The sequence below is a fragment of the Lysinibacillus sp. GW247-5R2A genome (assembly GCF_059424475.1).
This window is the reverse complement of the sequence record NZ_JBWKZL010000015.1, coordinates 99,459-109,161: the sequence shown is the minus strand read 5'-3', so window position 1 is coordinate 109,161 and position 9,703 is coordinate 99,459. Positions and strand designations below refer to the sequence as shown.

General features: G+C 38.6%; 9 protein-coding genes and 1 rRNA gene. 5 read left to right on the top strand and 5 right to left on the bottom strand.

Annotated elements, in window-relative coordinates; translation table 11 throughout:
* Nucleotides 1–81: ribosomal RNA gene (gene rrf / locus AC07YC_RS20385) — 5S ribosomal RNA — on the top strand; the annotation flags it as partial.
* A gap of 44 nt (nt 82–125) precedes the next feature.
* On the opposite strand, the gene AC07YC_RS20380 is transcribed toward rrf, so the two are convergent.
* The 5 genes from AC07YC_RS20380 to AC07YC_RS20360 form a co-directional block, all read right to left on the bottom strand.
* Nucleotides 126–1,577, bottom strand: a complete 1,452-nt coding sequence (locus AC07YC_RS20380; RefSeq protein ID WP_336637139.1) for an alanine/glycine:cation symporter family protein — start codon at nt 1,575–1,577, stop codon at nt 126–128.
* Nucleotides 1,578–1,855: 278 nt separating this feature from the next.
* Complete coding sequence (locus tag AC07YC_RS20375; RefSeq protein WP_336637140.1) at nt 1,856–3,076, bottom strand: NAD(P)/FAD-dependent oxidoreductase; 1,221 nt, start codon at nt 3,074–3,076, stop codon at nt 1,856–1,858.
* Entirely contained in the window at nt 3,066–3,407 is a 342-nt protein-coding gene (locus AC07YC_RS20370; RefSeq protein WP_036120995.1) for a (2Fe-2S)-binding protein, read from the bottom strand. The genes AC07YC_RS20375 and AC07YC_RS20370 overlap by 11 nt, the downstream gene beginning before the upstream one ends.
* Nucleotides 3,407–3,673, bottom strand: coding sequence for a (2Fe-2S)-binding protein (locus AC07YC_RS20365; protein ID WP_494920278.1), 267 nt, complete (start codon nt 3,671–3,673; stop codon nt 3,407–3,409). The genes AC07YC_RS20370 and AC07YC_RS20365 overlap by 1 nt, the downstream gene beginning before the upstream one ends.
* A gap of 140 nt (nt 3,674–3,813) precedes the next feature.
* The gene (locus AC07YC_RS20360; protein ID WP_494920277.1) at nt 3,814–5,499 is read right to left on the bottom strand and encodes a sigma-54 interaction domain-containing protein; all 1,686 of its coding nucleotides are present in this window, start codon (nt 5,497–5,499) and stop codon (nt 3,814–3,816) included.
* Between the two features lie 174 nt (nt 5,500–5,673).
* On the opposite strand from AC07YC_RS20360, the gene AC07YC_RS20355 reads away from it, so the two are divergent.
* Genes AC07YC_RS20355 through dapA form a run of 4 tightly spaced genes read left to right on the top strand, consistent with a single transcriptional unit; the run spans nt 5,674 to nt 9,700 of the window.
* Nucleotides 5,674–6,855, top strand: a complete 1,182-nt coding sequence (locus AC07YC_RS20355) for an NAD(P)/FAD-dependent oxidoreductase (protein ID WP_336637143.1) — start codon at nt 5,674–5,676, stop codon at nt 6,853–6,855.
* Complete coding sequence (locus AC07YC_RS20350; protein ID WP_494920276.1) at nt 6,852–7,871, top strand: proline racemase family protein; 1,020 nt, start codon at nt 6,852–6,854, stop codon at nt 7,869–7,871. The genes AC07YC_RS20355 and AC07YC_RS20350 overlap by 4 nt, the downstream gene beginning before the upstream one ends.
* Before the next feature lie 12 nt (nt 7,872–7,883).
* A complete protein-coding gene (locus AC07YC_RS20345) occupies nt 7,884–8,756 on the top strand; it encodes a proline racemase family protein (protein WP_494920275.1) in 873 nt (290 codons plus the stop codon).
* Nucleotides 8,757–8,782: 26 nt separating this feature from the next.
* On the top strand, nt 8,783–9,700 hold the full coding sequence (gene dapA / locus AC07YC_RS20340; RefSeq protein WP_494920274.1) for a 4-hydroxy-tetrahydrodipicolinate synthase: 918 nt from the start codon (nt 8,783–8,785) through the stop codon (nt 9,698–9,700).
* Nucleotides 9,701–9,703: the final 3 nt, after the last annotated feature.

Below are 9,703 nucleotides of genomic sequence, written 5' to 3'. Positions count from 1 at the left end.
CATACCGAACACGGAAGTTAAGCTCTTTAGCGCCGATGGTAGTTGGGGGCTTCCCCCTGTGAGAGTAGGACGTCGCTAGGCAATAAAAACAGTCAGCTGTGTGCTGACTGTTTTTTTATTTCTATTCATTTCTTTTTATGCTTATTGCTATATTCTATCCAGAACTCGGCATTTTTAATGCCGGCTTCTCTTGGATCAAAAATAGGATCGAGGCCAGCCTTTTTTTGTCGATCATAATCTTGTAAAACTCGAATCGCTGGTTTCGTTAATAATACAATAGCAATAAAGTTCAAATAACTCATACTTCCAAATCCAATGTCTCCAAGACCCCACATAAGACTGACAGATTGAACACTTCCAACATAAACAACTAGTAAGAAGATCACTTTTAATATTAATTTTAAAAATGGGAAGCGAAGCTTTTTATCTAAATACACAATAGTTGTCTCGGCAATATAATAATATGCCATTAAAGTAGTGAATGCGAAGAGGAAAATTGCTATAGCTACGAATCCACTTCCAAAATCATTAAATACTGTAGATACTGCTGCTTGTGTATAAGCAGTACCTGCTACAACGCCCGGGATATTTTCAACTAACGGTGTCGTTGTTCCAGGAGGAGTAACATTATACATACCTGTTATGAGAATCATTAAAGCTGTAGCCGTACAGACAATGATTGTATCAATATAGATGGAAAACCCTTGGACTAACCCTTGTTTAGCTGGATGAGATACTTCAGCAGCGGCAGAACTAAATGTTGCTTCTCCTGCTCCAGCTACGTTTGAAAATACCGAGCGTCTTACACCCCAGGCGATAGCAGTCCCCACTATGCCTCCAAAAATTGCATTTGTACCAAAGGCACTTGTCAGTATAAGTTTAACCATATCTGGAATTTCACTTACATTCGCTCCTAATATGATGAGTGTTAAAATTACGTAGGCAAGTGCCATAATAGGAACAACTTTATCTGCAACACGTGCTATGCGTTTTACACCACCGAATATGATTAATCCCAAAAGAATGACGATTAGGGCACCTGTGATAAAGGGCGGAATATGAAAAGCCGTATTAAATGAAGTGGCAATTGTGTTCGCCTGGATTCCCGGTACTAGAACACCATATGAAAGACAGATAACAAATGCAACAAATATAGCAAAACCCTTTAGTCTTAAACCCTTTTCGATATAGTATGGAGAACCACCGCGATATTGATCATCAGCCTTTTCTTTATATAATTGGGCAAGTGTTGATTCAATAAATGCACTTGCACCCCCTAGAAATGCCATAACACCCATCCAAAATACTGCGCCTGGTCCACCAGCAGCAATTGCCGTAGCCACTCCTGCGATATTGCCAACACCAACTCGCCCAGACAATGCCATACAAAATGCTTGGAATGATGAGATTCCTTCTTTTGACTCTTTACGTTCACGTAATAATCGAATCATCTCAGGAATATAACGAAATTGAACAGCTTTTGTTAGGACAGTAAAGTAAAGACCTACCCCTAATGCTAAGTATACAAGTGCATTTCCCCAAATATAATCGACCAATGTATTAACGATTGTCTCCATAGATGTATCCCCCTTTTTTTCTTAAATCAAAATCTTTAATTATCACTCTACAATTTGTGCACTATACATCACCAGCATTCATTTCATCACGCCAATTATGCCTACCATATAATTTGAGGTGAGTATACGGCTTTAGGTTAGACGATTGTTTAAATGGCGAAAGCCTCCCTTCATAATTTTTAAGCTCACCCTATGTACTGCATGTTTTATGCCATAAAGCAAAAAAGCCTTTTACTCATGAAGATGAGAAAAAGACTTTTACCCTTTCATATAGTTTTTTAATGAATAGTAAGAGACCCAACAGTTTCATTCCAAATTTGTTTCATCTGCTGTCGACCAGCTAAAATTTCTGGATGAAATTGAATATGTGCAGTGGCTCTTGTTTTTTCAACAGCTTGAATGGCAAGCTTAATATCATGATTGGATGCTCCTCCATTGAGGCGCTGAGCAATTGTAAGTGCTGCAACTTCTCCCTGCGCTAATGCTACCTTGGCTCCTTCAATTCCTGTAATATTTCCAGCTACATACAATCCCTCTAAATTAGTTTCCATTTGTTCATTATGTAAAGGAATGAACCCACCTAATTGTTCGATATAATGAAATGGACAACCTGCTACAGAAGCAAGCTCTGCTAGAGGGTAAAGGCCACCAGCGATACAAATAAAATCAGCTTTGATACGTTGTTCGCTACCTTGCACAATAGAGCCGTCTGTATTCACAGTTGCTAAAACGACCCCTTCGACCTGATCTTTACCTACGATTTCAATAACCGCTTTACGCAACATAATAGGTATATCCCACATTTTCACACCATTTTTAGGATAAAAGGTAATACCGAGTTTTTTCATAAAGTCATTTTTCATGAATTTGCTACCCATCTTAACAAAAGGGGAGGGAGCCATATGAGCTACATGCAATAATGAGTTCATAACTTCTAAGGGATTGCTATTCCCTTCTGTTAACAAGTTAGCAGGGGGTAATGTAATAGCGGCTACCTGAACCCCTGCTAATTGTAATTCCATCGCAATAGCTGAAGAAAGTACATTAACTCCTACAATGACGCCACGTTTACCCGGCTTCACGCGATGCACATTTGTCATAACTTGTGCTGCTCCAACAGACATTACCCCTGGTAGCGTCCAACCTGGAATTGGGAAAGGCGATTCGGCAGCTCCAGTAGCTAGTAGCAGATGTTGGGTGCGAAATACACCTTTAGTTGTATGGATGATCCACATTTCATCTATTTTTTCTAAGTCGGATACACTTGTTTGTAATAAAAATTCAACATGGACTGCTTTAGCTCGTTCTACTAAACGTTCAGATTCTACAATGCCATTCCACCATGTTCCTGGCTTTTCTTCATATAGTTGTCCAAGCAATCGCCCTCCCGCATATAAATATTCATCGATAACAAGGACTGCAATATTTTTTTCCGCTAATGTAATGGCCGCCGCAAGCCCAGCAGGACCAGCTCCAATAATAACTACTTTATTGTTCATGATTCTTCCTCCAGTCTCTTACTGTCGTAGGAAGTGTCTGTCCACTTTTTACAACCATCCCATCTGAGAGAGGGGTTAAGCATGCTCGTTCGCCCTCTAAGCCATTTACAGTGACACGGCATTCAAAACAATGTCCAATATTACAATAAATACCTCGAGGCTGCCCAGTTTCTTCGTGCAAGCGTAAAGTCCGTATTCCTTGTGCTAGCAAGGCAGCCGCTAGAGACTCCCCTTGGTAACCTTCAAACTCATGGTCGTCAAAAGTAAAGGTCACTTTTTCTCTTTGTATTATGTTCCCTAAAATGGGGTGGTTTAATATACGTTCTGTCATCAGTTAACCTCCCCTAAGTCGGAGAATCGTACCGGTCGAATAGGGGCTTGATGTTTTAATGAAACCTCATCATTTTTACGAGGGTGATGAAGATTGGCAATAGTATCTACCATAGTCCGGCATGTACGACCGCCACAATGGCCCATACCTGCACGCGTTCGTAATTTCAGTTCTCGTGCAGAGCACTTATATTTTGATGCGCTTTCCACTAAATCATCATAACTAATTTCTTCACAACGGCATACAATCATAGATTTATTTTGCATAGTTCCACCTCTACTATAAAAAATACTTAACATAGTACATAATGCAAAAACTATGCCAAAGAAAAGATAATAACTACGAAAAGCAAATATAGGTGGACGCGAAATATGTGTATAAAAATATTGACATGTATTTAAAAAAACTAGACATCTATGTTTAATTTTTTTAAACGGTTGTATAAAGTGGCACGAGTAATACCCAAAATTTTAGCGCATGTTTTTTTATTACCATTTACTTTGGCGAGCTGGTCTAATATTATTTCTCGTTCATAATGTTCAAGCTGATTGTAGAGCTCTGTCCCAAGAGGAAACTCCCTCTTAACGTCCAATGTTTCATCCTTTGGCATCATCGCTAAAATATCAGTAGGGAGGTCTTCCATATGAATGGCCCCCTCATCAGAAAAAACAACGAGTCGCTCGATAACATTAGATAATTCACGCACATTGCCTGGCCAATGGTATTTTAAAAGAACATTTGCTATTTCAGTTGGGATACCTTGAATAGGTCGATTATATTTAATTGATTTCTCATATAAAAAGTAATTGCTTATTTCTAATATATCTGATGCCCGTTCTCTAAGAGGGGGGACGGTGAAATTCACCACATTCAGTCGATAATATAAATCTTCTCTAAATTTGCCTTCTGCCACTAATTGCTTCAAATCTCTATTAGTAGCTGCTACTAAATTAAATTCGACGTCCATTTCCTTTGTGCCGCCAACTGTGTAAAAAGTTTTTTCCTGGAGCAGTCGTAAAATCTTGACTTGCATTTCTAGCGGCATCTCACCAATTTCATCTAAAAATAAAGTGCCTCCACGTGCAAGCTCCACTTTTCCTTTTTTTCCCTTTTGGTGGGCGCCAGAAAAAGCTCCTTTTTCATAGCCAAAAATCTCACTTTCAAACAGGCCGCTTGGAATGGCCCCGCAATTTATAGCAACAAAGGGTGCCTCAGATTTTTCTCGAATAGCGTGAACTGCACGTGCAAACAGTTCTTTACCAACGCCACTCTCTCCGTAAATTAAAATATTTGCCTCGGTTTTTGCGACCTTTTTTACTTTTTCTAATACTTCTTTAAGCTTTGGACTATTACCACGAATAAGGGTGAATGGGTCAAAGGCTAGGCCATTCGTATTCATCTGTTTCTCTAAATTTAACAATTTCTCAGAGGTAATATGAAGCTCTTCGTTTAATTTTTTGACATGGGTAATATCTGTTTCAGCAACCACCGCTCCAATTGTCTTATCATGCAGCATAACGGGATTCGAGTTAATCATGACGACGAGGTCCTCCCGTGGAAAATGCTGCTGTTGATAGACAGATTTTCTATGCTGTAAAGTATGTAAAATTTCTAGTTGATCTTCTTTGAAAAAGTGAGTGATTGGCTTACCGATAATATTTTCTCCGGATACTGAAAAAATGCTTTCGGCACCCTTTGTCCAATAAATAACATTTTGTTCAGCATCTATGACCGTACATGATTCATTAATAGTATTTAAAATGGCTTGTAAATAAGCATTTCCGCATTCTAATTCATAGGCAAGGTCGTATGCTAAGGACTCTCTCCATAAATATCCTAAATATTGCTTTTCCTCATTACAAACTAATAAAAATTCGTAGTCCTTCATATATTCAATGGCGATTTTAAGCGGGCAATTCGACTGGATGGTATGACAGGCAACATAGTGAACATCATTTTTTCTTTTACCGCGAATTGCTCCATAGGGTTTATTATTTTCTATCACAAAATATTGTTTGCTGACATCGCTAATTTTGGTCACAATGTCGTCAGTAGTTGTAATAGCAAAGTTACGTTTTACTATTTTATTCATTATTAAATGATATGGATGCAAGATAAGTCCCCCCTTATTGATCATTTGTCCAATTATTTTGAATAATATAAATAATATTGACACATAGTGGCTAGTTTATCAAACAAATTCCAGTTTGATAGATTGGCATGTTTTTTGCATCATACAGTCATGAATAGAAAGGAGGAGGGAGATATGAAGAAATCCCATCATGATATTGTAATTATTGGCGGTGGCATTATTGGTGGAGCAATAGCTTATTATTGCGCAAAGGCCGGCCTAGATATCACAATACTTGAAAAAAACGAACTTGCGAGTGGGACTTCTTCTCGTTGTGATGGCAATATTTTAGCAATCGATAAAGACCCTGGCTTTGACAGTCAAATGTCTTTAGTTAGTCAAAAGTTGGTTCATGAACTAAATAGAGAGTTAGATATGAGCTTTGAATACAGAAATCCGGGCAGCATCCTTGTTTGTGAAAGTGAGCTAGAGATGGAGGCTGCACAACAATGGGTTAATCGACAACAAGAGGCGGGCTTAGATTTTACCATGTTAGATCGTGAGGATTTGCGGAACGAATCAAAATACTTCGCAGAAGACTTATACGGTGGATTGGAATGTAAAACTGATTCAACAGTGAACCCATACATGCTGACATTTTCTATGTTTCATTCAGCTGAGAAGTTAGGGGCAAAGATAAAAAAACAAACAGAGGTCAAGCATATTAAAAAACAGCCAGATCATACATTTTTACTTGAAACGAATGATGGATGGATAACCGCCAATAAAGTCATTAATGCTTGCGGAATTTGGGCACCGTTTATTGGACAAATGCTTGGTGTTGATATTCCCATTAAACCTCGCAAAGGGCATATACTGGTCGCATCACGTCAGCAACCAGTTGGGTTAAGAAAAGTTATGGAATTTGGTTATTTAATATCAAAGTTTGGTGGAGAGCGTAAGGTGGATGCGGATATTGAAAAGTATGGAGTAGCCTTAGTGTTTGAACCGACAGAGGCACAGAATTTTTTAATAGGGAGTAGTCGTGAATTTGTAGGCTTTGACACGAGGGTGAATCATGATGTGGCAAAGATGATTGCTAGACGTGCAGTGCGTTTTTATCCAAAAATTGCTGATATGTCGATTATTCGTACATATGCAGGATTAAGGCCTTGGACAGAAGATCATTTGCCTATTATTTGTGAAGTAGAAGAAGTACCTGGCTTCTATATTGCAGCGGGTCATGAGGGAGATGGCATTAGCTTAGCTGCAGTTACCGGAAAGCTTATCCAAGAATTACTCCAGCACAAAGATACATGCATCCCTACTGAACCGGTTCATCTTAGTCGTTTTCAGAAAGGAGTCCTTCATAAATGAATTTTCAAAAGCTATTTACGACGATTGATACTCATACGGGTGGAAATCCAACACGTTCATTAATAAGTGGTATGCCCAAGCTTGAAGGCAAAACTATGTCAGAAAAAATGTTATTTATGCAAGAGAACTATGACTGGATTCGAAAATTTCTTATGAATGAGCCACGAGGGCATAGCGTAATGTCAGGTGTTATCATTACAGATCCTTGCCACCCCGAAGCCGATATTGGCGTGATTTATATAGAAACAGGTGGTTATTTACCAATGTGTGGACATGACACAATAGGGGTTTGTACAGCACTTATTGAAGCAAATTTAATAGAGGTCACTACACCCTATACAAACATAAAATTGGACACACCTGCAGGTTTAATTGATGTGCAAATTAATGTGGAAGATGGAGTAGCGAAGGAAGTGACCTTTAAAAACGTACCATCCTTTTTATTAAAAACGATTGAAATCAATGATGCTGAGCTAGGGGTAGTGGAGTGTGAAATAGCATATGGAGGGAACTTTTACGGCATTATTGATGCTAGAAAAATCAATCTAGACTTAGCTGTAGACAATTCGACGAAGATTATTAACACGGCTATTCGCCTCCGCAATACTGTAAATGCTGAGGAGGATATTGTCCATCCTGAATTCTCGTTTATCTATGGGCTTACACATATTGAGTTTTATACAGATCCAGTCAACCCAGCAGCAGATTTAAAAAATACAGTTGTTGTTCCGCCAGGAGGAATTGACCGCTCTCCTTGTGGCACTGGTACATCTGCCAAAATTGCTACACTCTACTTAAAAAATAAGCTCGCTCTCCATGAGTCCTTCGTTTATGAAAGTATTGTGGGGACAATGTTTAAAGCACGTGTATTAGAAGAAGTAACTATTAGTGGTTTAAGAGCTGTTATTCCGGAGATAACAGGATCAGCATGGGTAATGGGGATGCATCGTTTCTTTTACAATGATCAGGACCCACTAAAAGAGGGCTATTTGATGATTCCGCCAATGGATCACTAAGGGAGGATAAACATGAATTTTCATAAGTCTTTTCAAACGATAGATACACAAGTAGTGGGAGAAGCCTTTCGCATCATTGTGCAATCCCCAATCATGCTTATGCATGAAGATATTTTGGAAGCGGATCATCAGTTAAATACACATTTTGAAGTTACAAAACAACAGCTTTTAAATGAGCCTAGAGGACATCGTGGGATGAATGGATGCCTTATTTTACCATCCACGATTGCTTCTTATCGCTTATTATTTTTCCAGCATGCAGCTTCTACAAATTTTAAGTATGAGGCACTTGTTGCCACAATGACAGCATTGATTGAGCAAGGCACAATAGAACTCTCAAAAAATAATACTTACTCTATTGAAACAGTCAAGGGCGTCTATGAAGCCTATGTCAAACTTTCTGAAAAGAGAGATGCCGTATTATCCGTTCATTTAATAGTGAAGCCAGCACATTTAGAAGGTGAGCAAGTCATTATTGATAATGAACGACGCTACGTGGTGGTTGAAAAAACACGGCAAATTAAAGCTATTGTTTTAGAAGAATTAGCAGAAATCAGTACGTGGGGATTACTAGAAAGTGAGAAATATAGTACGGCAGATGGGGTCATTATGTATGAACAATTAGATGGCTATGTTAGGTCCGTTACCTTTGAAAGAGATGGCTATATATTACGTTCACCTGGTGTAGACAGTACACTGGCGTTAATAGCAGTTTTAGGGGAAGACGCCGTCAAAAAAAATGACAGTATTTTTGGTAGCAGCATTGAAATCATACAAAAGCATGAAGCTGGCTACGAAATTGCATTAACAGGTTATATCACAGGAATCCATCAATTTGTAGTGGACCGTGAAGATCCTTTGCAGCGTGGATTTATCATTGTGTAATGAAAGAGGATAGAGGAGGAATAAAGATGAAACAACTAGAAGGTGTATTTCCTGTATTAGTAACCCCGATGAAAAATCAAACGGATATTAATTGGGATGGTTTCCGTCAAAATATTGAACATTTTATTGAAGCAGGGGTCACAGGTATTGCTATTAACGGTAGTACAGGTGAATTTGTGAGTTTAACGAAAGAAGAACGGTTTAAAGCAGTAGAAGTAGCTGTAGATCAAATTAAAGGGCGAATTACATTGATTGTTGGTACAGCAGCTGAAACAACTGCAGAGGCAATTGTCTATACACAGCAGGCAGAACAGGCTGGAGCAGATGCAGCATTATTAATTAATTCCTATTACGCACATCCAAAAGATGATGAAATATATGTTCATTTTAAATCAGTAGCCGAATCGGTAAGCTTCCCTATTATGATCTATAATAATCCGTTTACTTCGGGGGTAGATATTGGCTTAGAAACGATTTTAAAAGTAGGTAGAGATGTTTCGAATATTACACATATTAAAGAATCAAGCGGCAATATTGGAAAAGCACGTGATATCGTACGTCAAGGTCAAGATAATATAAAAGTATTTTGTGGCTCAGAGGATTTAGCTATCGAATCATTTTTAGTTGGGGCTGTTGGGTGGATTTCTGTATCTGGAAATATTGTGCCAGAGCTTGTGACAAAATTATATAGTCAAGTACAAGAGGGGGACCTAGAGGCAGCTTGGGCAATTTACGATCGCTTATTACCTTTATGTGCTTTTTTAGAGGGATCGGGTAAATATGTACAAATTACTAAACGTGCAATGGAACTAAAAGGGTGGGCAGGAGGGCCTTGTCGTTTACCACGACTCCCACTAACAGAGGAAGAAGATGCCCAACTTAAAGCAATTATGACTAATTTAGACGTACTGGCAATTGAACAATATGAATGCAAAGGGGGATGAAAG